Source organism: Bacillus sp. EE-W1 (genome assembly GCF_009760835.1).
Lineage (GTDB): Bacteria > Bacillota > Bacilli > Bacillales > Bacillaceae_G > Bacillus_A > Bacillus_A wiedmannii.
Genome location: NZ_WIPE01000054.1, coordinates 204,204 through 230,808, shown reverse-complemented (window position 1 = coordinate 230,808; position 26,605 = coordinate 204,204). Strand labels below are relative to the sequence as shown.

Sequence of the window (26,605 nt, the reverse complement as noted above, 5' to 3'; positions counted from 1 at the left end):
CTATATTCCCCCTTATCCTCTGCCAATTTCTAAATCTTTATCAAGCATTTTTTTATTCGCATTTAATACACTTGTATTCGCTTCGTACATTTTTTGGGCAACCATTACATTCGTCATTTCAGCAGTCACATCAATATTTGGATAGCGTACATATCCTTCTTCATTTGCATGCGGATGTGTTGGATCATACACTAAGTTTTCAGTTTTATCTGCTTCAATACTTTTTATTTTTACTCCATTTGTAGGAGACACATCTAACATATTTGCAAAACTATTGTTTGATTCTAGCACTACACTACGACGCTCATATAAATCCGCCCCCGGAGCAGCCGTTGTATTTGCATTTACAATATTGTTAGAAGTAACTTCCATCCACTTTCTCGCTGTCGTTAGCCCTGAGCCACTTGCATTAATTGCCTGAAACATCGTTGTCTCTCCTTCTACTATTAACGTCCGCGTGCCGCTTGGTTAATTGCATATTGTGTATTAATTGCGTTAATTGAAATACCGTATAACTGATTTGCTTTCATTAAATCTAGCATTTCTGTCGTTACATCCACACTATTTCCATCTTTATTCGTTTGCATTGATTTTGTTTGCATCTTTGCATATGTATTTTTCGTATTCACTGTCGGTAAGTGCATTTCATTCGTTTGATATAAATTTGGATTACTCTTTAAGTCCGCAGCATTGTTTTTATATAATGCACTACTTTTATTCATTTGCTCAGCAAATGTTACATCTTGTGCTTTATAGCCGGGTGTATTCGCATTTGCAATATTACTAGAAACAGTATTTCGTTTCGTCACTAAATAATTCATATAATGGCCTACATCACTCACTAAATCTGGCATATTCCACACCCTTTCTTTTCTAACTTAATGATCCACTGATGGAAGTTTCACTTCATTATTTATTTTCTTATATGTGTTTATTAAAATATTTACAATCATGTACCCTTACATATTTTATTCCATTTTTCCATTGTTGTCTTTAGAAAAATACAAAAATATAAAAAAGAATACAAAAAAACTGTATACACGCAATAATCTATGAAACATTTCAATATATGATCTACAAACTAAAGTTCATTTTCACATTTTTTAGATTACTACTATTTTTTCATTACAGTCATAAAATGAAACCTCAACCAGCGGAAGTCTTTATTTAAACAAAGGAATGGATCCCCTCTTAAAAGGGGAATCCGTTTCTAAACTCTATCACTAAAATTTACCGTAAAATGAATTAGCTTTCATGCGCCCATCATTTGTCATAATCATTTCTTCCAAAATCTTTTGCTTATCTCGAATATGCTGTGCCGCTTTAATAATAAATGGGCTTACTTCTGCTGCAACTTGCGCACGCGTTTCTTCATCTAGTGTCATCATCCAACGATTTAACATCTCACTCTTCTCAGCAAACTCTTCATCTGAAACTTGTAATTCACCAATTTCATTAAAACAGCCGACAAACGTCCGATAAATATCATTGTTCATTTTCAAGTGCTCCGCGGTAACCGTCTATTAAATCTTGTAACACTTTCACAATCGCATCCACATCTTTTGCTTCACGTGTTACTTTCATCGTTTGAATTTGAATGCTAATCCAATCGTATAAGCCATATAAACTATCGTATAAATCTTTCGTAATCTCAGGGTTTAATTGAAGTTTTAATTCTTCAAAAATACGTTCTAACTTTTCAAGAAGTTCATCACCATCTTGAATTTTGAATGTATTTAAAAGTTCTTCCAATTTACGAAACTCGATAATACATCTTTCATAAATAAATATTGTATTTTTAATCGGATTACTCGTCATAATATCATTTTGCATATAACGTTGCCATGCTTGCATACAATCACTTCCTCAGCTTTCATTAGTCATCACTTTTTGTTTTTGTCATTGCTTGAATTGTCTTCAACTGACTATCAAGCAATGCTAACTGACTTTCTAATTTTGCATATTTATCAATAATTGTTTTTTGTTTTTCCTTATTAACCGTATCAATATCTTGAATTTTTCTCTCTAAATCAGTTACTTGCTTTTCAATACTTTTAGAACGTTTCCCAATAATCCCTTCATCGCCAAATATCCCGTCTAATTTTTTCTCTGTATCATGACCTAAGCCATTCAAGCCAAAGAAAAATTGTTTCGTAGATTCTGGACTCTCTTTAAAAGCTGTTTTCAATTTTTCCTCATCAAGAGTCATATTACCTTTTTTATCAATTTGAATTCCAAAAGAAAATAAATACTTATCATCTTGAGAAAATTTAAAAATACTTGTCATTGCATTATTGATAGCAAATGACACATTATTCCCTTGCATTACTCCATTTTCCCCAGCAAATAAATCCAAACTTTTAACAGCCTTATTATACTCGTCTTTCATTTTTTTTATTAAGTCTATCGAATTTTTTATATCAGAATCTTCAATAGTTAATTTTATTGGCTCTGTAGTTTCCTTTTCTAAATTAATAGTTAATCCTGGAATTGTATCAATCTTATTTGTTTTACTAGTTCCTTTTATTCCATTTATTGTATACTCAGCATTTATTGCTCCTGTCACTTGATGTGCAACAACATTCGTTCCATCCGTATTTTTCGCAGAAGTAACTAGCCCTATATTTTGTAAAAAACCATTGGCGCCATCAGTTAATTTCAGCTCTCCAGCTTCTCCTGCAGTAGTCGATGTGAAAAATAGTTGATCCCCTAAAGTATATACTGATGCACCATAATTTCCATTATTTATCTTATTGACAAGATCTTTATACGTCATATCTTTTGAGATTTTAACTTCTTTTCCATTTATCTGAAATACATCATCTACTCCGAGTTTTAAATCTAAACTAAATTGTTGCTCCATACCTTCAGGAGTTTTTGAAGGAGTAAGTGGAGCTGTAGTTACTTGATGTCTTTCAGCTACTCGTTCTACTGTAATTGTGTATGTTCCAGGAATTGCAGCAGCGTCAGCTTGTGCTTTCATAAAACCATCTTTGGATAGAGTTGTTTTCTTTTCATCACCTTTAAATGCGTATAAATCTTTGAACACTTGTACAAGATTTGCAAATTCTTTTTTCATGCTTGCATACACATTTTTTTCGTTTGTTAATGTTTGTTTTTGTGTAGTATAGGGTGTTTTTTTCATTTCCAATGCTTGTAACTCTAAATCTACTAACTTCTTTGTATCTATCATGTTATTTCCTAAATTCCATATTTGTTGTCTGCCACCATAATCAGATATTGTTCCTGCCATATTTTTCACTCCTTATCATTTACATGTAGTCTAAAATACTCGTTTTACTCATCGTACTAACAGCTTTTAATGTTGCTTCGTACGTTGCGTTTATATAAGCTAAATCAGAAATTGCGACCGCTAAATCAACATCCTCAATTTCTTTACGGTTTTCTTGAAGTGCTACATTTTGCTCGCTTAAAATTGTTTTAAACGTCTCCATTGTGTTCATTGTCGAACCAACTTCAGTTGTACGATTAATGATGCCATCTAAGTTTTGCTTATTTCCTTCTAATAACGGTTTTAACGCTTTTGGGTCACCGTTTTGCATCGCTTCACTCATCTGTTTTAACGTTTTTATAACTGGGGATAATAATGCTTCTCCGTTACGAAACGCTTTGAATTCATAACCGTCATTTAGTTGCCAGTTCACATCATTTTTTCCACCTTGGTATGTACCATCTTCTGTAAACGGCGGCTTCTCTGCACTATCACCACCGAAAATATAACGGCCTTGCTCTTTCGTATTCGCTAAATATACAACTTGTTTTAAAATTTGATCAATTTCTACACCAATAGCCTTCAATTCTTTTTCACTATTTGTTCCATTTAATGCTTGTACTGTTAATTGATCTGCTCTTGTTAAAGATTTCAAAACACCTTGTAAAGTATTTTCAGTTTGTGTTAACACATTTTTCGAATCCGCTAAATCTTTTTGCATTTGTTCAATATTCGCCAATGAATGTTGAATCGCAAATGATTTACTTGCTGCAAGTGGATCTTCACTCATAAGAAGGTTTTTCTTCCCTGAAGTTACTTGATTTCGATGGTATTGTTGTTGCACATTTAAATCCATTAACTGATTCTTTGCCCAGCTTGCATTTTGAAATGTAGATACTCTCATTTTTATCTCCTCCTTATATATTTCCAATCAACTACTATCACTTATCGAATAATCGAAAATAGGCTATCAAACACTTCATTCATCGTCGTAATAGCTTTAGAGTTTGCGACGAAATATTTTTGGAAGGCCATTAAATTAACCATTTCCTCTTCCATATTAACGCCTTCAACACCCATCTTTTCTTGCTGAATTCCCTCTAATAAATCCCCATGGATTTTTTGATAAGCATTCACTGCACTTTTATCAGATGCTACACCAACTATAAATTGGTCTAATGCTTGTTTATATGTAAGTCCTTCTTTATAATCATCATTCGTAATTGCTGCTAGGTTATTTGCTGTTTCAGCAGATATTTTCATTTTCGAAACATCTTTTGCAAATTCAGGGTTTAATTTCATATCTTTCGCTTGATCTTCCACAAAGAACTCTTTTCCCATTTCTGTGTTCACTTCATTCTTTACAGAAATCATTAATTCTTCAAGGTTTTTCTTATAACTAGCAATCTTCGCTTTCGTATCGATCGCTGATTGGATTGCTCCACTAGTTAAAGGAATTTCCGAACCGTAAATTTCAGCAGTCATTGGTTCTTTTTCTTTATTTAATTGAAGTGGATATGTATCTTGTCCATTTACTGTTAAAACACCATTCATTCTAACACTCGCGATATTAGGATTCATAGATTCATAAGACACTTCTATATTTGCATACTTAGACATTTCTGTAATGATACGATCACGTTCATCCAAAAGTTGATTTGGCACTTGTGTACCTGCTTGTCCAATTTTTTTATTCGCTTCCGCTAAGCTGCCAGCAAGACGATTAAATTCATTTACATGCGCTTCAATATCTTCTGTCGTTTGTGCTTCTGCTGTATCTAAGCCTTTCGCTAGACGATTTACTTGACTTGTAAACTTCCCAGTTTCAGAAATTAATGTATCGTAGTAATTTGGTTGTTCTGGATTTTTTGCAACTTCACGAAAGGCATTAAAGAAGCCATCCATTAAACTAGATAATGAATTCTTTCCTGTCGTTCCAACCATAGATTCTACACGTGATAAAGTCGAATTCATGTAGTTATAGTAAGAGAGTTGAGATAATTGATCGTTAAACTGTTTCGTCTTCACTTCATCTGTAATACGGTCAATGCCTAACGTTTGTACACCGTAACCTATTTTTTGTTCCGGTGAATAGCCCTGACTTGCTCCAGCCGATCCGTAATTCACCATTTGACGCACATAACCAGGCGTATGAATGTTTGATAAATTTTGTTTCGTCGTTTGTAATCCCATTTGTGCCGCTAACAAACCCGATAACGGCGTATTATAATCAGATAGTCTCATAATGTTTCACTTCCCCTTTACAATAGTTCGTTCATAAAGATTTGTGAATTATTGTTTCGCTCTAAATTATATTCAGAAACGGAATCCACAATACTTTCTGTAGTTTTTAATAGTACGTTTAAGTAATATTGATTTTTCAAAAGAATCATTTTTACATTCTCTTCTAATTCTGTTAGGTTTTTTTGTAATTCTTCCATTTTTTCAATTTCTTCATGAGAAAAATACGAAAATAACGCACTTACGCGAAATGCTTCCACTCCCTGTTCTTTACAAAACTGAGCAACCATTTCTTCAAATGAACTTGATAACTTTTTTAAACCATCAATGTACTGCAATTGCTCTACTTGTAACTTTTGAACTGCATTTACATTTTTATGTTTTAAATTCTCATATATTTGTTCTCCAAGTATTTGAATGTTTTCATATGCTTTTTGAATAATAACGAGCTTTTCATATAATTGTATGTACATATAGCTTCCTTCCCTTTTACAAGACTAAATTTACAATTAAACCGTGGATTTCTCCAATTTGATTTAACATTTCTAAATGTCCTGTTTTCGTATTAATTAAGTTCATAACATCTTCTAACTCATTTAATCCCATTTCCGCCTGTTTCACAATCGTCATTTTCTGTGAATATCCGTAACGCGGATGACGAGACATGACATCTTTATATTGCAATACATTATCTACGTAAAAATTCAAAAATGATTTTACTGTATTTTTGTATTCCATTACATTATCAAGCGTTAATTCCATTTCAATTTTCTCTTTAATTTCTCCAATGTTATCGACAAATGCTTCCATTTGTTCTAGCAATTTATCTTTTTTCGGATCTGCATGCAAATTATCCGAAAATGCAAGTCCTGTCCTGACATTTGCTTCTTTCGGCATTTGAGTAGCAGGCGGTATATGCGATAAAATTGGATTATGCGAGATCGAACGCAGCATATATATCACCTATTTATTTTTTTATTTCTTCCTAAACTTAATCGTAAAATCCAGTTATTTATAATTATACTCTGAACACTAATATTTTGCAGTTATTTTTTATAAAAGATATGTTACAATTTAGCATGAGGTGGCACAAATCTATGAATATTTTTCTTTGTGGTTCAAATCAATTAACAGCATTAGATCAAGAAGAAATAAAAAAATTTTTAACTGACTATGCTCACAAACATAAAATTTACATATTATGTTATAAATCTATCGAAAATGAGATTCTTCGTTTTTTCATCGAAAACGAAAGACTCGCTCAAAATTTATGCCTTTACACGCTACAGCCGTTACAAGCATTAACAGATGAATTTCAAGAGGTCGTTGATTACTTAAAAAAACACGGAGCCGAGTATGTCGCTTTTGATCATCCTTCCGACTCCATTTACCGATCAGATTATATGTTTTTTGTAAAACAAATAATCGAAGATACCGATTTAGTTCTCTGTTTTTATAATGGGGACAAGCATACTTCTGTCATTCCCGTTGACGTTGCAAAAGAAGCAGGAATTGATGCTGTTATTTATGATTTACCAGGTTTACATGAAAAACAGATGAAAAAAAACTTTGAACAAAAAATCCGTATGATGTAAAGGGGGAGGCACAATATCGTTATTGTGCCTATTATAAATATGATAATTGAACAAGATTATGATCATTTTATCGCGAGTTTTAAACAACAATTCAATATGGATATCGCTTCATATAAACAAGATAGAATGCGTCGTAGAATCGATGCTTTTATTTCGAGAAAGGGCTTTGAGAACTACACTAGTTTTCTAAGCAATTTACGTACCGATCAAAATTTATTTTTAAGTTTTATTGACTATATTACAATTAACGTTTCAGAATTTTTTAGAAATAAAGAACGTTGGCAAACGTTAGAGACGAAAGCACTACCAAAATTACTTGAACAAAATAACGGAAAATTAAAAGTATGGAGTGCCGCTTGCGCTGCCGGTGAAGAACCATATACACTCTCTTTGATTTTATCGAAGCATCTAGCTCCATTTCGTTTTGAAATACAAGCAACAGATCTTGATTTTCACATTTTAGAAACTGCAAAACGCGGTCAATATACAGAACGTTCTTTAAAAGAATTACCTATCGATTTGAAAGAGCGTCATTTCACAAAAGAAAATGATATATATTCATTACATCAAAATATTAAGCAAAACGTCACGTTCAAACAACACGACCTGTTAATGCAGTCGTTCGATACAAATTACGATTTAATCATTTGTCGCAACGTAATGATATACTTTACTGAAGAAGCAAGGGTAAAACTTTATGAAAAGTTTAGTCGTTCTTTACGAAAAGGCGGCGTACTATTTGTTGGTAGTACCGAACAAATTTTAACACCTGAACGTTATAATCTTCAGAGATTTGATACATTCTTCTACGAAAAAATATAAAAGAGGTCGTCACAATGTAAAGTGACGACCTTTTTATATAACTCGAATTAAAATAATAGCAACAATCCATACAAAGAGAAAAAGAAATGTCATAGACCATTTATGTTCTTGCATCGTTTGTTTCAGGGCCTGTGATAATTGTGTCATATTCATTTCTGCGAGCGCTCTCCATACACTTACATCCCGCTCTTTAGCTGTGCGATCTGTAACGCTAATTAAAATAGTTTCGTTAGACAATTTCGTTATGTAAGCAGTAATAACCGTTACCATTAAATTTATATTTCCTTCTGAAGAATCACTTTCCACTCTAGAAATGAGTGCACTTACATCTAATAACGGAATATGTACCTTTCTACCAAATGATAGTTGTACTTCTGCGAAATCATACGTTCCATCTAACAAAGGAAGTTCTTTTATATGCGCCTGTTTAACAAGCCCTTGTAAACTTCTCATTACTTGTTCAAATACTTTTTCTGTTTGCTTTCCTTCACCAGATAACGTATGTAACTTTTTAAAGAGTTGTAATACTGTATCCATCTCTTTAGAAAGCATTTCCTTCATAACCTTTCCATCACCTAAACTCGCAAGTAAAATCCCTATTTCATTATTTCTCGAAATAATCTTAGACTGTCCAGTAAACACTAGATTACTATGCTTTCGTTCTTTCTGGATTTCATGTTCCGAAATAGCTGCAGGCTGTTTTAATGGTTGTAGCGTCTTATTTTCAATTGTCGTACGTTTAATCTCCATCTAAGCGCCTCCACTACTATGAAATTATTAGCCCCATTCTTTATTACTTTTTAAAACTAAAAACAATACGAATAAACCTGACATGATAGCAAATACATTAGAAGCTTGTATTCCTTGTTCGCTACTGTCTTCTTTTTTCTTTTGCGGTTCTTCTATTTGTTCTTTCTTTTTCGAAACGACTCCATTGTCATTTCTACTTTTGTTCTCTTTTTGAGCCTTTCCATCACTTACTTCCTTATGATTTTCCAACGGCTCTTTTATAAAGTAAGTAATTTCTTCTTTCTCTTTCAGCGGCTCTTTTATAAGATCGTTTACTTTCTCTTCTTGCTTCGGAATTTGAACAACTGGCGGTTTTTCTTCTGGAAGCGGGATTTCTACTTTCGAGTCTTCCTGCTTCTCAGTTTCTTTCTTATCTTCTAATTTATCTTCATTCTCTCGTTCTTCTACCTTTTTATTATCTTCTGGTTTTTGCTCTAAAATAGAAACGATGTACTCACTTTCTTCAACCAGTTTATTGCCGGCCGCATCCACTATCTCTACAAATATTTCGTACGTCCCGATTGGCAACGCATCCGTTATTTCAAATACTTTTTGCCAATCCATGTCGCGCTTATTGTAATCTAATAAAAATGTAATCTCTTTATTTTCTTTCCCTTTTAATGTAACACGAACTTCTTTCACAACTGATTCTACGTCTGTCGCCTTCACTCGCACACGTATAGAATCGCCTTGTTTCCGTTCAATTAGCTTCTCTTTCGCCTCGTCAACAGTAACTTTACGCAACTTCGGTAGCTCTTTATCTATTGTTGGCGTGTCATTATTTATACGAATAAATGGGACTTTCACTTCATTTTCTATAAGCTCTTCTTTCTCAGTTTCTTTAGAACTTTGAATGAGCTGAAGATTCCAATCACCTTGCAAATCAAAAGTCTCGACCTTGTAGTTAGCAATCCATCGCTTCGTTTCCTCTACATACTTAAACGATAGCACTCTTTCTTGTTCATACTGATCGCCGTTTTTTGGCAAGCGCAAAATACCTTTTATACTTTGAACATTTTGCTCTTTCGGCTCTACAATAACCCGCACTTCTTCGCCAACTTTTAATTCTGGCTTATTTACTGTAATAACCCCTTGATCCGTTTCTATCTTTTTTTCGATTTCTTGTTCATTTGCTACTTCTTGTTGTTCCTCTTTACCTTGATTCACTTCCACTTGCTCTGGCTGCTCTTGAACTTCTTTGTTTTCTTCTTGTACATTCATTTCATTTAGTTTTTGATCTGGCTCAATTTGTTCTTCCGCCTGACTTTGCAGAGGGAAGAACAGACACACATTTATGAATAACCAGCTCATTAGAAAAAACTTTACGTTTTTCATCTACTAGCTCAAACTCCTATTTCAACGACTTATAGCGATTTCGTCACTTTTACTCCGAAAAATCCATCTACATTTACAAGTTCACCATACGCCACCAATACATCATTTACATAAATACGAATTGGCTCGTCAATATCCTCATCTAGTACAACCGCTTCATTCTCTTGTAAACTTAAAATATCTTGAATTGTTTTCACTGTGCTTCCAAATACAAATTTCACATTCATTTCTACATTTTGTAAGATGGATGTGTCCATGTATACTGGTTCCATTTGTTTTACTTCTTTAAATTCAATAGTTTGCACAACCGGTTCTACAATTTTTTCTTCTTCAATTTCTTCCGTAACAATCTCTTCTTCCTCTTCCACCATTGGATATAGAAGTCTTCTTACCATTTCTTTCGCTTCTGAAATCGGTAAAATTTGATACATTTTCGATTGAAGCAGGTCGCCAATTTCAAGGTTGAACGTAATTTGGACGAGTTCGTCCACTTTCATTGACTCTCCCAAATATTCCATTTCTTCTTTTAACGTTACGAATTTAACATTTGGTGGTGTCATGTCCATTTTTTCTTGAAACATTTCTGACATCGCCGTCGCAGCATGCCCCATCATTTGGTTCATGATTTCTTTAATACCACTCAGTTCTAATTCACTAAGCTCCTTCTCTGGATCAACTTCTCCTGTTCCCATCATCATTAAATCTACCATTGTTAAAGCGACATCTTTCGTAAATACGAATACATTCTCATTCTTTAGCCCTTCAACAAAATCAACATTTAAAATAACAAACGGGACTGGTACTCCGTCATAATGACGAACATTGATTGATTCTACATTGGGCGTACTAATTGTAACTGGCTGATTTAATAGTGTTGACAATACTGTTGAAGCTGAACCAATTGAAATATTTGCAATTTCACCAAGGACATCTTTCTCTTCTTGTGTTAAATGCTCTTTTTCAACTTGTTCTTCTACAATCTCAGTTTCCACTATTTCTGCTGGCTCATCTTTTTCTTCTACTCCACCAGATAATTGCATTAATTTATTTACCATTCGTTTCGCATGTTCAACTGAAACAATTTGCACAAGTTTAGAGTTTACAAGATTATCTATCTTTAAATCAAACGATACTTTAACAATCGTTTGATTACCATCAATCTCAGAAATTTTCTCCATTTCTTCTGATAACTTTACAACTTTAATTGTCGGCGGAGACATATCTACTGTATCTTGAAAGAATTCTGACATAGATGTAGCTGCGAACCCCATCATTTGATTCATCGCTTCTTGTACAGCACTTAGCTCTAATTCACCAAGTTCTTTTCCGTCTTCCACTTCACCTGTTCCCATCATCATTAAATCAGCAATGGATAATGCAACATCTTGCTTAAGGACGAGAAGGTTTTCCATATCTAATCCTTTTGTAAAATGAATGTTTAATACAACGTGTGGAACTTCGACGTCGCTTGAATCATATAAATCTACCAATTCTATGCGAGGAGCAGTAATACTTACTTGCCTATTTAAGATTGTTGATAATACAGTCGAAGCTGAACCAAATGATATATTTGCAATTTCGCCAAGAATATCGCATTCTTGAGGCGTTAAATGCTCATTTTCTTTTTCTAGCACAATTGTGCTCGTATCCCCTTTTGTGTGTTGCTCAGGCATTTTCTCTGCCTCCTCATTTCTGTTTTTCTATCAAATGCTATAAACTCTCATTTTATTTTAACAAACTTATTATATAAAACGTTAATATGTATTTATTCCCATTTTTAGATTAGTAACGATTAACCAAAAAGCTCCCCAATTGTATACAAGTGGGGAGCTTTCCTTCATTCCTATTATAAACCTTCTGGGTTTAAAATGAGGACCACTCGTCCATCACCGAGAATTGTCGCACCAGAGAAATAATTAGAACTCTCTGCAAAGAAGTCACCTAATGACTTTAAGACTATTTCTCTTTGACCGATAATTGTGTTTACAATAAGTCCATAGCTGCGATGTGTATTACGAACAATTAACACAGGAACCATTTGACCATCATATGACGCAAACGCCTCATCTACTGTTTTCTCACCAAATACAGTACTTAAATGCTTCACTTCAATAATTTGATTACGGTAATTTAACACATCTTTTCCTTGTAAGGATTGGATGTCTTCTCTCTTAATCCGAATTGCTTCAACAATATTACCAAGAGGGAAAGCATAACGTTTATCATTCGTTTGAACAAGCATAGATTGAATAATGGACAACGTTAATGGCAGTTCAATTCTAAATGTACTACCTTTCCCTTCTTCAGAATCAATAATTAAATGTCCACCTAAACTATGGATCGTATGTTTCACTACATCTAATCCAACGCCACGCCCAGAAAGGTCGGATACAACTTCAGCTGTACTAAATCCTGGTTGGAAGATCAAATCAAATACTTCACGATCCGTTAATTTATTTGCCTCAGATTCTGTTACAACACCATTTTTAATCGCTTTTTCTAGTACTTTCCCTTTATGAATTCCATTTCCATCATCCATAATTTGAATTACGACATGATTTCCACTATGAAACGCTTCTAATTTAATTGTACCTGTCTCATTTTTCCCTGCATCACGACGTTGTTCAACAGTTTCAACACCGTGATCAATTGCATTACGAATTAAATGGACGAGTGGATCACCGATTTCATCAATAACAATTTTATCAACTTCGGTGTCTTCACCTGTAATTTGTAAATCGATTTTCTTTCCTAAATCTTTCGCTAACATACGTACCATACGCGGGAAACGATTGAAAACAGTCTCTATCGGTACCATACGCATGTTTAATAGTACATTTTGAATATCTTTTGAAATATCACCTAATCGATTTAAATGCTCAATTAATTCCTTGTTTTGAATTGCTTGTGCCAATTCATCTATACGACCACGCTCAATTACACTTTCTTCAAACATGTTCATTAATCTTTCAATTTTTTCTAACTGAACACGTATGGAACGATTTTCCACTTTACCATTTTTCGTTTTTGCAGCGCTTTTAGCAGGTGTAGCATTAGCAGATTGCTTCGATACTTCTTTAGTTGATTCCACATGAGTAGCCGCTTGTAAACCTTCCTGCATAGCTTCTTGTGTACCCAATTCTTTCGAGACTACTTCTTTTAATGTATGTCCTTGCTTCACTTCTACTTTCTCAATTTCAGAAACATGAAGCACTACTTGTTTTAATTCTTCTTCACTTTGATCAGTATCCATAAATACTGTGAACTCAAAACCGAAAGCATCTGCTTCAATTTCTTCAATACTTGGAACTGTTTTTTGTACATTACCTACATTTTGCAGTGCTTCAATACACATAATTGCACGTACTGCTTTTAAAATAGCATGTTGCTCAACAGTTATATGCACTTCATGCGAAACTGCATTATCATTATTTATAGGTTCTTGCTCAATATATTCCGCAGGAGTTTCTACATTGCCATTCAATAATGCTTCTAATTTCTGCTTAGTTGTAATTACATCAATATTGCCCATTCCGCCTTGTTGCACATCTGCAACCATCTTCTCTAAATTATCAATGCACTCAAAAATCACATCAATAATCTCTGCATTTACAACTATATTCCCATGACGAATTTCATCTAAAACGTTTTCCATTTTATGCGTTAAATCCGCCATTTCCGTAAATTCCATACTCGCTGACATACCTTTAAATGTATGGGCTGAGCGGAATATTTCTCCTACTACACTCATATCAGCAGGATTCTGTTCTAAAATTAGCACATTTTCATTTAGCGACTGTAAATGTTCTTCTGATTCCTCAAAAAATATATTTAATAGATCTGTTTGCATTTTCATCCCCTACCTGTCTAACAAACATTTCATTTATGTATAACAATTTAGTGTTTTAAAGCAAGAAAAAAGGGGGCCACACGCATATCCGCTATCAATGTTTAGATTCCTTGTGGCACCCCTTCTATATTAGCTGTTTGCTACTTTTGTTAAAGCTTCAATTACTCGATCCGCTTGGAACGGCTTTACAATAAAGTCTTTTGCTCCACCCTTAATTGCATCTAATACCATACCTTGTTGTCCCATTGCAGAACAAATAACAACTTTTGCACTTGAATCAATTTTAATAATTTCTTTTAACGCTTCAAGTCCGTCCATTTCTGGCATAGTAATATCTAATGTTACAATATCCGGTTGAAGTTCTTTAAACTTCTGAATTGCTTCTACTCCATTCTCTGCTTCACCAATAATTTCAAATTCAGAATTACTTTTTAATAAGTTTTTAATCATCGTTCGCATGAACATCGCATCGTCTACAACTAAAATTTTATGTGCCATTCTTTTTAATTCTCTCCTTCTATGTATAAATATATCTTAATATTTCACCTTATCATTCTCACTCATTATACAAAATAAAATGATAAAATTTAATATTTTTTTAAAAGAATTTTCGTATTTTCATTATTTTATTATTAAAATGATAATATACTATTCTTTTATGTAAATGACAACGCGACGGTTTTTCTCCCAATTTTGCGGTGAATCATTTGGTACAACTGGCTTTGTGTCTGCATATCCTACCGCAGCTAGCCTTTTATCATCCACATTATACACTTCGATTAAGTGGTGAATCATATTTGCTGCTCTTGCTGAAGACAGCTCCCAGTTAGAAGGGAATTTGTCATTATGAATCGGTCTACTATCTGTATGCCCTTCAACAACAATCGGATTTGGTACTGATTGGAAAAACCCAACTAATTGACTTATTATCTCTTTCGCTTCCGGTTTAACGTTCGCGTCACCCGTATCAAATATTAAATTATCTACTATAACGACGCTTACTCCCGTATCCTCTCGATATACATTCACTTGACTAATACCGTTATTATCTACATATGCTTTTAACTTTTTATATAATTCGTCCATTCTCTTTTTAGAGACCATTTTTTCATCATTTTTTTCATGTGAAATATCTGGTATTGTATTTTCCATTACTTTCGCATCTACTTGCTCCACGTCACTAAACTTTTCAAGCATCTTTGACAATTTTACTGCATCCTGCTTTGATGTAGCAACTAGTAATACAAAGAAAGTTAATAATAACATCGTTAAATCTGTAAAAGTCGTCATCCAACGAGGCGATCCCTTTTGCGGTCGTTTCATCATAACCATACCACTCCTTGAAATATTAGGCTGCTCGTTTTACTTTTTTTACCTTTGTTTCGTATACATATGTATCGAGTTTCAACTTTAATTTAGAAGGAATTTGACCGCGATATAATTCTGAAATCGCTTCAATAACAAACTTCTTCTCTGTATATAAATCTTCAATACCACGATACACTTTTTCAGCAAGAGGGATTGCAATCATATTTGCAAGTACTGACCCATACAATGTCGTTAACATCGCAACTGCCATCCCTGTACCAATTTGCGATGTGTCTTGCAAGTTTTGAAGCATAATGATAAGACCGATTAAAGTCCCTATCATGCCCCAAGCTGGAGCGAAATCGCCAATTTTATCTAATAATGCTGCCCCTTTTCTTAACTCATACACTTCCGTTTCAACATCTTTCATTAACACTTCTTTTAATTCATCTTCATCGTAACCACTTAACATTAATCGAATTCCTTTTTGAATAAAAGGATTGTCTACTTGCTCTCCATCAACTTCTAAAGAAAGTAGGCCGTGTTTTTTAGACTTTTTTGAAAAATCAACAAATAAATCCGTTAACTGTTCTAAATTTTCTTCTTTTCTATGTAAAACAGTAAAAATGCTTTTCGTATATTTTTTTATTTCTCCAAATCGATATGCCACAACAATTGTCGCTGTAGTTCCCCCTATGACAATTAAAATAGATGAAACATCTAAAAAGTTTTTAAAAGCTTTTATTCCGCCGCCGCCAATCATAATTGCCGCTATCACTATAGCAAAACCTACTATAATGCCGACTGGGCTAGAAATGTCAAACTTCCTTTTTCTTCTTTGTGGTCTAGCAAATCCTTGATTTTCGTCTCCCATATTCCTGCCCTTTCCTTTTCATTTTTATAAAACATTTTTTTATTTTAATAATGCGTTTTCACATATAATAAGTATTATACGCTTATCATCTGTTTATCGCAATATACTCATAAAATTGACACATTTCATTTCCATATTAAAATTATAGTATGGAAATATGAGGAGGATCACAATGGAACATAACATTTTACAAGTCATTGCACTAGCAGAAAAACTAAAATATGAAATGCGACATAGCTGGCTTTCTAACGGACGTCAAGAAAGTGTTGCTGAACATACGTGGCGCATGTCTCTAATGGCCATTTTAGTTGAGCCTTATTTAGATCAAAAAGTAAATATTGAAAAATTACTTAAAATGGTTATTATTCACGACCTAGTCGAAGCTGAAGCTGGTGATATTCCTGCTTTTGATACAATGAATAGTCATGAATTACAATTACAAAAACAAATAAATGAGCAAGAAGCCATTTTAAATATTAAACGAACATTAAAAGGTTCTCTCGGTGAGGAATTATATGATTTATGGATGGAGTTTGAAGCGAAAGAAACGTACGAGGCAAAAGTAGCTAACGCACTTGATAAGCTTGAGGTGAAAATTCAGCATAACGAAGCTGATATTGATACGTGGCTACCAATTGAGCATAAAATGACATTCCAAGTAGCAAAGCATACAAACTTTGATTCTTTCCTATCTAAATTACAAAAAATGATTGAACAAGATGGCGAAAAGAAATTACTAGCTGCTGGCATTGATGTGGAAGCTTGCAAACGATAATGAAAAGACACTCAATATGAGTGTCTTATTTTATTATCGTTGATATAGCCTGCTTGTATATAAGCTGTTGTTTTCCATCAACTAACATTAAAACGGTAAATTTGTCTATCGCAACAACTTCTCCTACTATTCTAACGCCACTCTTTAAAAAAATTGTAATAATACCTTTTTCTTCTTTTATTTGTTTATATAACTCTTCTTGTAAATGTTCCAAATACTTTTCTCTCCTTTTTTACAAAATATCTTAATATAAAAAACTACAAATTATTTATTTGTGTACTTTATCTTTTACATTCATAAACTTATTAATAAGTATATCTAAATCTCGGCTAAATAACAAAACTTTATCATGATCCAATCCGTGTCTAGCAACAAGTTGGATTAGCTCTTTCTTTTTGTTTTCTATTTTATTGTGTAATTTTCCCATCTCCATCTCTTTACTAAAACTCCCTTTTCCCATAATATTACTTGTAAAATTATAGTACAAATCCTCTCATAAAAAAATATAAAAATGTTTTTTTTTACAATTTTTATATTTTTTTATGAACAAATTGCAAAATATATAATGATTTCTTCACATACCCCTAGCACAATATACAATCAAAATAACCATACAGGCGTTTGTCTAATTACAAAAGAGACTGGCTCCTTTTCCATACAAAAAACATACTGTATATAGTAGTCCATGAATTATATAGATTAACTTACTCAAAAGGAGGAAAACTTATGAGCTATGGTGGAAGTTGCTCTGGTTTCGGCGGTGGATTTGCTTTGCTTATCGTACTATTCATCCTTCTAATCATCATCGGATGTAGCTGCTGGGGTGGCGGCGGATACGGATACTAATATATCCTATCCTTAACAAATGAACGAAAAACTATACGAAAACAGCTCATATTCGAGCTGTTTTTTCATACTTTCGTATGAAGTGATATCCCTCTTTTTTGTGATTTCAACTAATAAAAAAACGTTTACTATGAAATAAGAAATGTTTTACTAAGGAGGATTACAATGATTAAAGGTCTTTACGAAGCACACTTACCTGTCAGTAACTTAGAGATATCAATATCTTTTTATGAATCACTTGGACTGAAATTATATAAAAGAGGAGATGATATTGCTTTCTTTTGGATTAAAGAAAACGAAAGTTGGCTCGGTCTTTGGGAAGGCACAGAATACAAAGTTAATTATCACCCTTCTTTACGACACATCGCCTTTCAAGTAAGCTTACATGATTTAGAAAATGCAATACACTGGCTAAACCAAAAAGGAATTTCAGCAAGAAAAGATTTTGGAATGGAACCAATTGAGCCGATTGTTTTTCCAGAATTAGCACATGCCGCCGTATACTTTAATGATCCTGACGGAAATAGTTTAGAATTGATCGCACAATTACCTGTTGGACTTCCTACAGCGGAGAAAGTGTATTTAAGCGAGTGGAAAAAACAAGTTCAAGCATCATCATTACATAAGGATTAATCTTTTTATGTCAGTTTCTTATTCCGCACTTCTTAAAACAAATAGTAACTTCAAAAAACTATTTTACGGTCAAACATTAAGTGTACTTGGAGATTGGTTTCATACTGTAGCTTTAGTAACATTCGTCTATAGCCTAACGGAATCGCCATTTATGATTGCACTCACTTTTATAAGTAAAGGCTTACCACAGCTACTTCTTAGCCCTTTTATAGGCGGAGTTGTAGATCGTTTTTCTAAAAAGAAGATTCTGATTTTTACCGATTTTTTACGAGGCATGATCGTCCTCACTTACTTATTTGCATTATATAAAATTGAGATTATTTTCATTTCTAACATATGTTTATCCGTACTTTCTTGTTTATTTGAACCAGCTAAACAAGCAACCTTAAAAAATATCGTACACCAAAATCATTTCGTAACTGCTAACTCTCTTTCTAGTACAATTAATGGTTTTATGTCTATTATGGGTGCTTCTTTGGGCGGGATAATTGCACAATCTTTACATATTGAGTTCGCTTTTTTAGTAAATAGCCTGTCATACTTTATTTCAGCCTATTTTATTTATACTATGAATGTCCCTTCTCATGATACTTGTAACAAGAAAAAAGCATTTTTTACTGATATAAAAGATGGTTACACATACATATTACAAACAAAAATCATTTTAACGTTAATTCTTGTCGGCATTTCATGGGGTATTATTGGAGGCGCTTATCAGCTACTTCTAACGATCTATGCCGAAAAGATTTTCCACACCAACATTGGAATTTTATATACGATTCAAGGGGCTGGGCTTATGATTGGAAGCCTCCTCGTTAACCTTTATATATCTAAAAATGAAGAAAAAATGAAAAAAGCATTCGGTTGGGCCTATTTCCTACAAGGAATTTTCTTTCTCGGATTCATTTTGTCCGATCAACTTATTATCGGTATCATTACATTGCTTTGAATGCGCATAGCAGGAGGAATTATCGTTCCACTTGATACGACATTACTTCAAACTTATACGAAGGAAAATATGATGGGTAAAGTTTTTTCATTCCATTATTCCATTTACGGATCTCTTATTCAGTTATCCATGTTTTTTACAGGAGCGCTTTTAGAAATTCTTTCTCCGCAAATTATTGGTAGCCTATTAGCTCTATGCTGTATTTTTGTTAGTTTTATATGGCTTTACCTGTTTTATCGCGGGAAACTGAGTGAAGAATCTACTAACACTTAATAGCATGTTTATGTACATGCTATTTTTCTTTATGTCGAAATATAAAGGAAAAAGGCGATTTATTTTCCTTATGTTCTAATTTTTTAGAATGTACAATAAATTTAGATCATCAGAAAGGAGATATCATAATGTTTGACGATAGACTTACTATTTCAGCTGAGCAGCAGAAGCTCATTTCTAATGCAACTCGCATTCAAATTCTTCACCTTTTAAAAGACGAGGCACTCACTGCAAAACAAGTAGCTACTAAACTAAATAAATCTGCTGGTAGCGTTCATTATCACGTTCAAATTTTATATGATGGAGGGTTACTTGAATTAGTAGACACGAAAGAAAAACGAGGAATTATTGAAAAATATTACAAGGCAAAATCTGCTCATTTCTATATTGAAGAAAGCGGCACAGAAGGAACGAATACAGGCAGTCATATTGTATCTCATTTATTCTTAACTCCAGAGGAATTACAACAGCTTACTTGGGAAGTTACACAAGTTTTATTACGCTGGGAAAACAAAACCGCTCGTCAATCAAACTCCGAAGAGGAATACGCTATTTCCTGCAGGATTAAAAAACAATGAAAGAAAGGTCCAACTGCTTATGAAAAATAAATTATTATTATTGTCGGGAACAGGAATTTCTCGTTTAGGTGATTTTATGTATCTCATCGCCCTAAACTTAATGGTGTTAAATAGTACAAACTCCCCTGCTGCTGTAGCAGGATTATGGATTGTAGGTCCAATTGCCACCGTTGTTACAAAAATATGGTCTGGTAGTATAGTAGATCGATTAAACAAACGGTCCATTATGCTCATCACAGATATAATTCGGGCAACTCTTATTGGCTGTATTCCACTATTTGATTCTATTTGGGCCATTTATATTTTTATCTTTTTAACTCGCATCGCTACATCATTTTTCGATCCAGCTTCATTCACCTATAAAACAATGCTCATACAAGCTGAAGAACGCGCTCAATTTAACGCTTGGAATAGCTTATTTACAAACGGAGCTTTCATTATCGGTCCAGCTCTTGCCGGAATACTTCTCACCACGCACTCAGCATCCTTTGTAATTTACTGCAACTCACTTTCCTTTCTACTTTCTACCATTCTCATTTACTTCTTGCCAAACATTACGTTACAAACAAAGCAAGACGAAGAAGTTGCAAATACTTTCGTACAAACATTACGAAGTGATTGGAAACAAGTTTTTTCATTCGCTCGAACTGAAACTTACATCATTCTCATATTCGTTTTATTTCAAGCCACTATGCTTGTTTCTATGGCACTCGATTCACAAGAAGTTGTATTCACAAATCAAGTACTGTTTTTATCCAATATAGAATATAGCATGCTTGTTAGTATAACTGGTGCTGCTTACGTTTTCGGTTCATTTCTTGTTTCTCTCTTTGCTAAACGATTACCAATTCAACATTGTATCGGATTAGGTATGATTTTCACAGCAATAGGCTATGTAATTTTCGCCTTTTCAAATTCATTTATAGTTGCAGCGAGTGGTTTCATTTTACTTGGCATTTCTTCATCATTTGCTGGTACTGGCTTTATAACATTTTATCAAAATAACATCCCTGTACATATGATGGGACGTATTGATAGCGTATTTGATTCCATAAAAAATTTCATCCAAATCTTTTTCATTTTAGCAATTGGGGCATCCGCACAATTTCTTTCCGTTCAAATCACTGTAATAAGCAGCTCATTACTCATTCTTTTCCTTTCCTGTTTATTAGCAATCCGGGTAATGACGCCTTCACGAGAAAAATATTTTAAGGCTACAGGGTCATCATTGGAATATTAAATGCGAGAAAAAAGCGGCTATTTAGCCGCTTTTTTCCCGTTTTAAAGGACAGTAAGCCCCACTGATTAAAGTTTCACTTTATGTTAAAATATGTATTGGACCTAATTATGTAGGAGGACTATATTGGAGATTATATTCACTTTCATATGTATTATATTAGTAGCTTCTATTTTACAAACAAGTACAGGTTTTGGCTTTTCTATTATGGCAACACCTTTCTTACTCATGCTATTTCTACCACAAGAAGCTATACAAATAAATATCATTTTATCATTAATTATTTCTATATCACTCATCTGGAAAATAAGAATGGACATTGATTTTATTCTACTGAAAAGATTAATTTTCGGAAGTATAATTGGTGTTCCTTTTGGTATTATCATTTTCACTTCCATTAACATCAACACATTTAAATTAGCAATTAGCATCCTTCTCTTACTATTAACGTTGATGCTAATATGCAACTTTAAGATTCAATCAACAAAATCTAGAGATTTCATAGTTGGCGGATTATCTGGTCTTTTAACGACAAGTATCGGTATGCCAGGACCTCCACTGTTACTTTATTTTACAGGAACTGATACGAAAAAGGAGAAGTTACGAGCAACTACATTGGCTTTTTATCTATTTATATATTTCATTAGCCTACTAACTCAAATACTCTTCACTGGGACAAACAAAACAATTTGGGAATCCAGTTTATATGCTATTCCAATCATATTTCTAGGTTTGTATATAGGTCAAATTATTTTCAAATGGCTTAATCAACGGATTTTTAAAATATTTACGTACATCCTTTTGAGTTGTACAGGTATGTATCTTCTTATTGAAAGTTTGCATTTATTATAAGTAAGTTTTTCAAGATAAAACGATTAAAGCTTGCTTCATTTTTCTCCTCCAAAAAAGGCAGACCTGCATGCAGGTCTGCCTTTTTTCTCATTTCTTATTAAATCCTTTTTCACTTAAAAACTCTTTCATATGCATTCTTTTTTCTTTAGCCATAAACGAACTCATTGATTCCGTCCATGTTACGTTTTTCTTGTTTGCTGATCTTTCTTTGTAATACGAGCTCATCGTTTCATCGTATTCGTTTAATAATTCATCATATTTCTTTTCATCATACCCATTTTCATGAAGAATTGCTGCTACTGGTAAACGCGGTTTCACTCCATGATTTTCATCTGGTACACCAACTGTCATTCCGAATATAGGATATACTTTATCTGGTAAATGAAGCAATTCACTTACTTCTCTCGGGTTATTACGAATACCACCAATATAACAAATACCGTATCCTAACGATTCTGCTGCTAACGCTAAGTTTTGCGCGAACAGTGAAGCATCTACCGTCGCAACGATAAAGTCTTCTACTCCTTCATGCTTAATCTCTGTACCATGCTGTTCACACGCCATTTCAAGTCGTTTTAAATCTGCACAACAAACAAAGAATGCTGCACAGTCTTTCACGTGACGATTTCCGGATAGCTCTGCTAGTTTAACCTTTAGGTCTTGATCTGTTACATATATAACAGAATACGCCTGTACAAAATGCGAGGAAGCAGCATGCTGCGCAGCTTGCACCATTCTTTCTACTACATCTTTCGGAATTGATTCTTCTTTATATTTACGAACTGAAACGTGTTGCTCCATTTTATGTATGATCTCATTCATGAAAAACACTCCTTTTTTCTCTTCATAATGAAAAATTAACATATCTTTTTCAATATTCACAACTTATAAGCACAAAAAGAGCAATTCTTTTTGAATTGCTCTTTTTTAAAACGTCTATTAGTACGGTAAATGAAATTATATCGACGATTCCTTGCATTATATCAACGATTTTTCAAATATATCGACTTATCAACAAATACCGACAGGTTTACATCAAATTATTTCTTGTCTTATTACGTTGTTTTCAAAACTTTAATACCTTTTACGATATTCCAAATGAAGTAATAAATCCCTACAAGAATGAATACTGCATATGTGATCATCATTCCAATTCCAGCACCATCAGATTGATTGAAGCTTAAACCATATATGCCGGATACTGCTAATCCACCAAATAAAACCGCATACGGGAAAATATGTGACCAAAATGCTTTTTTCGCGTGGTATTTCACTTCATCCTCCGCAACGAAGTAGACGATAATTGGCAGTAAAAATGGTGCAAAAAAGATACTAAAGTAACATAGTGAAGATAATATATTATTTCCTTTCATCCGATTCACCTCTAAATAGTTTTTGTTATCTTCATTATGTCAGGAATCGATTCTAGAAACTATCGCTTTACCTTTCATGAACATGACATATTTGTAAGATTTTCATCAAAAATAATCCCGACTGGACTTCCAGACGGGATTACTTTTCTCTATATTCGATTCATAAACCAATATTGCGTAATGGCTAAATACTCTCGTATATTCGATGGAATGACAATTCGCTTCGGTGTTTCAGCCGGAAGACCTTCTAATTGTAAACCTTGCTTGGCTGCTATTTTTTTCGCTCTAAACATATGGAAATCGTTTGTTACGATCTTTCCTTTTTTCATATTGTCTGGAATTAACGGTTTTGAGAATTTAATATTCTCCTCTGTACTCGTTGACTTATCTTCCATTATAATGCGGTCTTCTGCAATTTTTAGTTTCATTAATCCATTTTTCATTGCTAATGCTTCTGAAATATCTTCTCCTTTTCCTTTCCCTCCAGATACTATAGCAATTGTTTTCTCATGTGATTGTAAATACTCAGCTGCTTTATCAATACGATATTGCAATGAGTACGACGGTTTCGTTCCATTTACTTTCGATCCTAATACAATTATATAATCCGCATCGTAGGTTGCATTCATCTGTCCATGCTTATAAATGTTATATTGTAAAAATCCTGCATAAACGGTGCAAATGATTATAATGCCTATCATATACTTAATTATTTTCTTCTTTTTCATATCCATATACTCCTATGTTCTTTGCTTCTTTCATGATAATATCCATTTATTTGTTTGTATACAGACAAATTCCAATTCAGCCTAATTTATCCTCTGGAAAGTAATATTTATATTTCTTTCGGGAACAGTAAGTACAACTTTGCACGAAGGAGTGTCTCTATTGCTTCTCTTTTTATGTAACGTATCGTTCTTTTTCATCTTATTTTTACTATCACTTAAAATGCTCGGTAAATCAGCTTTAGCACAACTAACTCCTCATGATTTTGGTGCTATTATCTTTTTATCTTATTTAGCTTTTCAGGCCATACCTGTCTCTGGTGCTTTGCAAGCTTTTCTCGGTATGGTCGTTATTACATGTTTGCATTTGCTTCTTACAAAATTAAGCTTACTAAACAAACTAAATCGTTTTATTCTCGGACACCCTATCATTTTAATTAAACATGGTGATATTATTTTTGAAAACTTACAAAAAAGTAGATATCCAATCGCTGAACTACTGTCTAACCTTCGCGTCGCAGGATATCCAAGTGTTCACGAAATTGAATATGCTATTTTAGAAGCGAACGGAGCCATTAGCATTTTACCAAAGCGTGAACTTGTACCATTAACTCCAAAAGATTTAAACATAGATGTTACGTATGCTGGATTACCAATTGCCCTTATCGTTGATTCGCAAATTCAATACGATAACTTAAAGTTAATTCATAAAGACGAAAAATGGTTATATAAAGAATTAAAAGAAAAGGGCATCACTAATATTAAAAGCGTTGCTTTCGCGTCTGTTCAAGAAACAGATGGATCTTTTGCGATTAGTTTAAAAGAGTAAAAAAATCCCCTTACTTGCTCAAGGGGATTTTCTTCATTAAATCGCTTCTTTCTCTCCCGCCATATTTAATGGAACAGGATGTTTCATACGATTCATCGTAAATACGATAATCGCTGTCAATACTTCAGCTACTGGCATAACGAGCCAAATTCCATTTATCCCAAATACTTTTGGCATAATCCATAATAATGGAATAATAAATAGTAACCCTCGGCTCATTATAATCAGCACTGATTTTGTCGTTTGTCGCACTGATTGGAAGTACTCTCCATACACAATGTTATATCCTAAAAATACATATTGGATAAAGAACAAGCTAATACCCGTTAATGTTAACTCCAATAACTCTGGAGATTGGACATCAAATAGACCAATAATATATTTCCCGAAGAATAATCCGATAACTATTGCAATACCACCGAGTACTACCGCAATTTTTACAGCGAACTTTAATCCTTCACGCAATCTTTCTGGTAAATTTGCCCCGTAATGGAAACTAGCGATCGGTTGTAACGCTGCTCCAACACCGAAGAATAGTAGTAATGTCATCGCATGAATACTGTTCACCATCGCATAAGAAGCGACTCCTACTTCTCCTGCATATTGAACGAATGCAATATTAAAACCAATCGTAACAATCGCTACTGTACTTTCTGCTGTAAAACTAGGAAAACCTATAATCATAATTTGTTTAACTGTATCCCATTCAAAATGGAATTTCGTCCACTTTAAAATACTACTTTTTCTAAAGAAATGCGTTAATAATACAAGGAAACCAATTGCTGCTGAAAGAATAGTCGCTGAAGCAGCACCTGTTACACCCCATCCAAAGATGAAAATAAAGATATAGTCAAACACTATATTTAATACAGCAGTTACAACTAGACCTGCCATTGCTAAATTAGGATTTCCGTCATTTCGTATAAATGTACTTAAAATATTTTCTAAAACGTATATCATTCCAAATGTTAATAACACGTGTAAATAGTCTAACGCATACGGTAAAATCACTTCGTTTGCACCGAATAAGTATGCTAAATCTTCTATTCTCCATAAGCAAATCGCTGCTAACACACCTACGATAATTACTGCTACCGTCATGGATTGAGTAAAAATAGATCTTGCCCTATCTAATTTATTTTCACCTAGTGCAATGGAATATAACGTTGCCCCGCCCATTCCAATCCATAATGAAATAGAGAAGAAAATTGAAAACGCTGGAATAGCCACGTTTACTCCTGCTAATCCGTTCGCTCCAACTCCCCTACTAATCATAACCGCGTCAATCACAATATTAACTGACATTAACACCATTCCTAGAACGGCTGGTATTAAATAAGAAATAAATAAACTTTTTATCGGTTTTTCTCTTAACTTTTCTGTTGTTTCCATCATATAAATGCTCCTTTTTCAATGCTCTGTTCACAGTTTAAACCTTCAAGTTACTTGAAGGTCAATAGAGAATTAAAAAATAGGTAACTTAATTATC

At 33.6% G+C, this 26,605-nt stretch carries 31 protein-coding genes and 1 pseudogene; 10 read left to right on the top strand and 22 right to left on the bottom strand.

Going from position 1 to position 26,605, the window contains the following annotated elements; translation table 11 throughout:
* Positions 1-12 precede the first annotated feature (12 nt).
* From flgC to GFJ36_RS07550, 9 genes are all read right to left on the bottom strand, one after another.
* Entirely contained in the window at positions 13-426 is a 414-nt protein-coding gene (flgC, locus tag GFJ36_RS07590) for a flagellar basal body rod protein FlgC (protein ID WP_046955160.1), read from the bottom strand.
* Between the two features lie 20 nt (positions 427-446).
* A complete protein-coding gene (gene flgB, locus GFJ36_RS07585) occupies positions 447-854 on the bottom strand; it encodes a flagellar basal body rod protein FlgB (RefSeq protein ID WP_001113102.1) in 408 nt (135 codons plus the stop codon).
* A gap of 369 nt (positions 855-1,223) precedes the next feature.
* A complete protein-coding gene (locus GFJ36_RS07580; RefSeq protein ID WP_001058076.1) occupies positions 1,224-1,496 on the bottom strand; it encodes a hypothetical protein in 273 nt (90 codons plus the stop codon).
* The gene (locus tag GFJ36_RS07575; protein WP_088062769.1) at positions 1,486-1,854 is read right to left on the bottom strand and encodes a flagellar export chaperone FliS; all 369 of its coding nucleotides are present in this window, start codon (positions 1,852-1,854) and stop codon (positions 1,486-1,488) included. Before GFJ36_RS07575 ends, GFJ36_RS07580 begins: the two co-directional genes overlap by 11 nt.
* A gap of 22 nt (positions 1,855-1,876) precedes the next feature.
* On the bottom strand, positions 1,877-3,253 hold the full coding sequence (locus GFJ36_RS07570; RefSeq protein ID WP_088062768.1) for a flagellar hook-associated protein 2: 1,377 nt from the start codon (positions 3,251-3,253) through the stop codon (positions 1,877-1,879).
* A 19-nt stretch (positions 3,254-3,272) separates the two neighbouring features.
* Complete coding sequence (locus GFJ36_RS07565; protein ID WP_088062767.1) at positions 3,273-4,136, bottom strand: flagellar hook-associated protein 3; 864 nt, start codon at positions 4,134-4,136, stop codon at positions 3,273-3,275.
* Positions 4,137-4,177: 41 nt separating this feature from the next.
* A complete protein-coding gene (gene flgK, locus GFJ36_RS07560) occupies positions 4,178-5,476 on the bottom strand; it encodes a flagellar hook-associated protein FlgK (RefSeq protein ID WP_088062766.1) in 1,299 nt (432 codons plus the stop codon).
* Positions 5,477-5,493: 17 nt separating this feature from the next.
* A complete protein-coding gene (locus GFJ36_RS07555; RefSeq protein ID WP_088062765.1) occupies positions 5,494-5,946 on the bottom strand; it encodes a hypothetical protein in 453 nt (150 codons plus the stop codon).
* 16 nt (positions 5,947-5,962) lie between these two features.
* On the bottom strand, positions 5,963-6,427 hold the full coding sequence (locus tag GFJ36_RS07550; protein ID WP_000946323.1) for a YaaR family protein: 465 nt from the start codon (positions 6,425-6,427) through the stop codon (positions 5,963-5,965).
* 143 nt (positions 6,428-6,570) lie between these two features.
* Between GFJ36_RS07550 and GFJ36_RS07545 the strand changes: the two genes are divergently transcribed.
* A complete protein-coding gene (locus tag GFJ36_RS07545; RefSeq protein WP_001020094.1) occupies positions 6,571-7,068 on the top strand; it encodes a hypothetical protein in 498 nt (165 codons plus the stop codon).
* Between the two features lie 39 nt (positions 7,069-7,107).
* The gene (gene cheR, locus GFJ36_RS07540; protein WP_000582890.1) at positions 7,108-7,890 is read left to right on the top strand and encodes a protein-glutamate O-methyltransferase CheR; all 783 of its coding nucleotides are present in this window, start codon (positions 7,108-7,110) and stop codon (positions 7,888-7,890) included.
* A 33-nt stretch (positions 7,891-7,923) separates the two neighbouring features.
* Here the strand turns inward: cheR and GFJ36_RS07535 are convergent, their stop codons facing one another.
* From GFJ36_RS07535 to GFJ36_RS07505, 7 genes are all read right to left on the bottom strand, one after another.
* Positions 7,924-8,640, bottom strand: a complete 717-nt coding sequence (locus tag GFJ36_RS07535; protein WP_097817777.1) for a hypothetical protein — start codon at positions 8,638-8,640, stop codon at positions 7,924-7,926.
* A gap of 27 nt (positions 8,641-8,667) precedes the next feature.
* Positions 8,668-10,014, bottom strand: coding sequence for a transglycosylase (locus tag GFJ36_RS07530; RefSeq protein WP_098230170.1), 1,347 nt, complete (start codon positions 10,012-10,014; stop codon positions 8,668-8,670).
* Between the two features lie 29 nt (positions 10,015-10,043).
* Positions 10,044-11,687, bottom strand: coding sequence for a flagellar motor switch protein (locus tag GFJ36_RS07525; RefSeq protein WP_088062762.1), 1,644 nt, complete (start codon positions 11,685-11,687; stop codon positions 10,044-10,046).
* Between the two features lie 173 nt (positions 11,688-11,860).
* On the bottom strand, positions 11,861-13,864 hold the full coding sequence (locus tag GFJ36_RS07520) for a chemotaxis protein CheA (RefSeq protein ID WP_098230169.1): 2,004 nt from the start codon (positions 13,862-13,864) through the stop codon (positions 11,861-11,863).
* 129 nt (positions 13,865-13,993) lie between these two features.
* A complete protein-coding gene (locus GFJ36_RS07515; protein ID WP_000940570.1) occupies positions 13,994-14,362 on the bottom strand; it encodes a response regulator in 369 nt (122 codons plus the stop codon).
* A 150-nt stretch (positions 14,363-14,512) separates the two neighbouring features.
* Positions 14,513-15,190: an OmpA family protein gene (locus GFJ36_RS07510; RefSeq protein ID WP_000977943.1), complete on the bottom strand. Its 678-nt coding sequence runs from the start codon at positions 15,188-15,190 to the stop codon at positions 14,513-14,515.
* Between the two features lie 22 nt (positions 15,191-15,212).
* Positions 15,213-16,046, bottom strand: a complete 834-nt coding sequence (locus tag GFJ36_RS07505; protein ID WP_098230168.1) for a flagellar motor protein MotP — start codon at positions 16,044-16,046, stop codon at positions 15,213-15,215.
* A gap of 172 nt (positions 16,047-16,218) precedes the next feature.
* Here GFJ36_RS07505 and GFJ36_RS07500 point away from each other — a divergent pair, with 172 nt between their 5' ends.
* Entirely contained in the window at positions 16,219-16,821 is a 603-nt protein-coding gene (locus tag GFJ36_RS07500; RefSeq protein ID WP_064476552.1) for an HD domain-containing protein, read from the top strand.
* Positions 16,822-16,846: 25 nt separating this feature from the next.
* Here GFJ36_RS07500 and hfq read toward each other — a convergent pair whose 3' ends face one another.
* Positions 16,847-17,035, bottom strand: coding sequence for an RNA chaperone Hfq (gene hfq, locus GFJ36_RS07495; protein WP_088062759.1), 189 nt, complete (start codon positions 17,033-17,035; stop codon positions 16,847-16,849).
* A gap of 54 nt (positions 17,036-17,089) precedes the next feature.
* On the bottom strand, positions 17,090-17,308 hold the full coding sequence (locus GFJ36_RS07490) for an aspartyl-phosphate phosphatase Spo0E family protein (RefSeq protein ID WP_002096752.1): 219 nt from the start codon (positions 17,306-17,308) through the stop codon (positions 17,090-17,092).
* A gap of 239 nt (positions 17,309-17,547) precedes the next feature.
* On the opposite strand from GFJ36_RS07490, the gene GFJ36_RS07485 reads away from it, so the two are divergent.
* The 6 genes and pseudogenes from GFJ36_RS07485 to GFJ36_RS07460 all read left to right on the top strand — a co-directional run bounded on the left by GFJ36_RS07485 (position 17,548) and on the right by GFJ36_RS07460 (position 22,189).
* The gene (locus GFJ36_RS07485) at positions 17,548-17,667 is read left to right on the top strand and encodes a YjcZ family sporulation protein (protein WP_000120183.1); all 120 of its coding nucleotides are present in this window, start codon (positions 17,548-17,550) and stop codon (positions 17,665-17,667) included.
* A 165-nt stretch (positions 17,668-17,832) separates the two neighbouring features.
* Positions 17,833-18,300, top strand: a complete 468-nt coding sequence (locus GFJ36_RS07480; protein ID WP_000589719.1) for a VOC family protein — start codon at positions 17,833-17,835, stop codon at positions 18,298-18,300.
* 7 nt (positions 18,301-18,307) lie between these two features.
* Positions 18,308-19,522: pseudogene (locus GFJ36_RS07475) on the top strand (MFS transporter).
* A gap of 128 nt (positions 19,523-19,650) precedes the next feature.
* Complete coding sequence (locus GFJ36_RS07470; RefSeq protein WP_000459087.1) at positions 19,651-20,100, top strand: ArsR/SmtB family transcription factor; 450 nt, start codon at positions 19,651-19,653, stop codon at positions 20,098-20,100.
* A 19-nt stretch (positions 20,101-20,119) separates the two neighbouring features.
* Positions 20,120-21,340 (top strand): MFS transporter, encoded by a 1,221-nt coding sequence (locus GFJ36_RS07465; protein WP_088062757.1) that lies wholly within the window; start codon positions 20,120-20,122, stop codon positions 21,338-21,340.
* 123 nt (positions 21,341-21,463) lie between these two features.
* Positions 21,464-22,189, top strand: a complete 726-nt coding sequence (locus GFJ36_RS07460) for a sulfite exporter TauE/SafE family protein (RefSeq protein WP_098649121.1) — start codon at positions 21,464-21,466, stop codon at positions 22,187-22,189.
* Between the two features lie 87 nt (positions 22,190-22,276).
* Here GFJ36_RS07460 and nfsA read toward each other — a convergent pair whose 3' ends face one another.
* From nfsA to GFJ36_RS07445, 3 genes are all read right to left on the bottom strand, one after another.
* On the bottom strand, positions 22,277-23,011 hold the full coding sequence (gene nfsA / locus GFJ36_RS07455; protein WP_088062756.1) for an oxygen-insensitive NADPH nitroreductase: 735 nt from the start codon (positions 23,009-23,011) through the stop codon (positions 22,277-22,279).
* A gap of 233 nt (positions 23,012-23,244) precedes the next feature.
* Entirely contained in the window at positions 23,245-23,562 is a 318-nt protein-coding gene (locus GFJ36_RS07450; RefSeq protein WP_087985595.1) for a magnetosome magnetite crystal formation protein family, read from the bottom strand.
* 149 nt (positions 23,563-23,711) lie between these two features.
* The gene (locus GFJ36_RS07445; protein ID WP_098230166.1) at positions 23,712-24,290 is read right to left on the bottom strand and encodes a YdcF family protein; all 579 of its coding nucleotides are present in this window, start codon (positions 24,288-24,290) and stop codon (positions 23,712-23,714) included.
* A 160-nt stretch (positions 24,291-24,450) separates the two neighbouring features.
* Here GFJ36_RS07445 and GFJ36_RS07440 point away from each other — a divergent pair, with 160 nt between their 5' ends.
* On the top strand, positions 24,451-25,116 hold the full coding sequence (locus tag GFJ36_RS07440; RefSeq protein ID WP_000923941.1) for a DUF421 domain-containing protein: 666 nt from the start codon (positions 24,451-24,453) through the stop codon (positions 25,114-25,116).
* 36 nt (positions 25,117-25,152) lie between these two features.
* Here GFJ36_RS07440 and GFJ36_RS07435 read toward each other — a convergent pair whose 3' ends face one another.
* Positions 25,153-26,508, bottom strand: coding sequence for an MATE family efflux transporter (locus GFJ36_RS07435; protein WP_087985632.1), 1,356 nt, complete (start codon positions 26,506-26,508; stop codon positions 25,153-25,155).
* Positions 26,509-26,605: the final 97 nt, after the last annotated feature.